We start from the raw sequence: 266 nt of genomic DNA, 5'->3' as shown, positions 1-266 counted from the left end.
GGCGTTATATGCTAATGAGGTTTCAATGTTTATTTCCGAATATCTAAATGAAATTCTGCAACAAGAGTTATCGAATGGAAATCAAATCATTGAAGAATCGAATTGGTTACCTAAATGTGAGAAATTAGTAATACTACGAAACAGGTTTGCAAAGGGTTATAGTTATTCTCAGCTTAAATATCTGGAAATCAAAGACTCACATTATTGGTTTGCAGAGTACAGTTCAAACCAAAACAAAGAGTGCTTAGCTTGTAAGTAAATCGCAT

Annotated in this window: 1 protein-coding gene; it reads left to right on the top strand. The window is 32.7% G+C overall.

Annotation, left to right across the window (positions count from 1 at the left end):
- The coding region (locus AC1EU2_RS18805) for a hypothetical protein (RefSeq protein ID WP_480299806.1) at positions 1–259 on the top strand (259 nt) is incomplete at its 5' end.
- Between the last annotated feature and the right edge of the window lie 7 nt (positions 260–266).

The organism is Parashewanella sp. 2304DJ23-3 (genome assembly GCF_056591695.1).
This window is presented reverse-complemented; position numbering and strand designations above follow the sequence as displayed.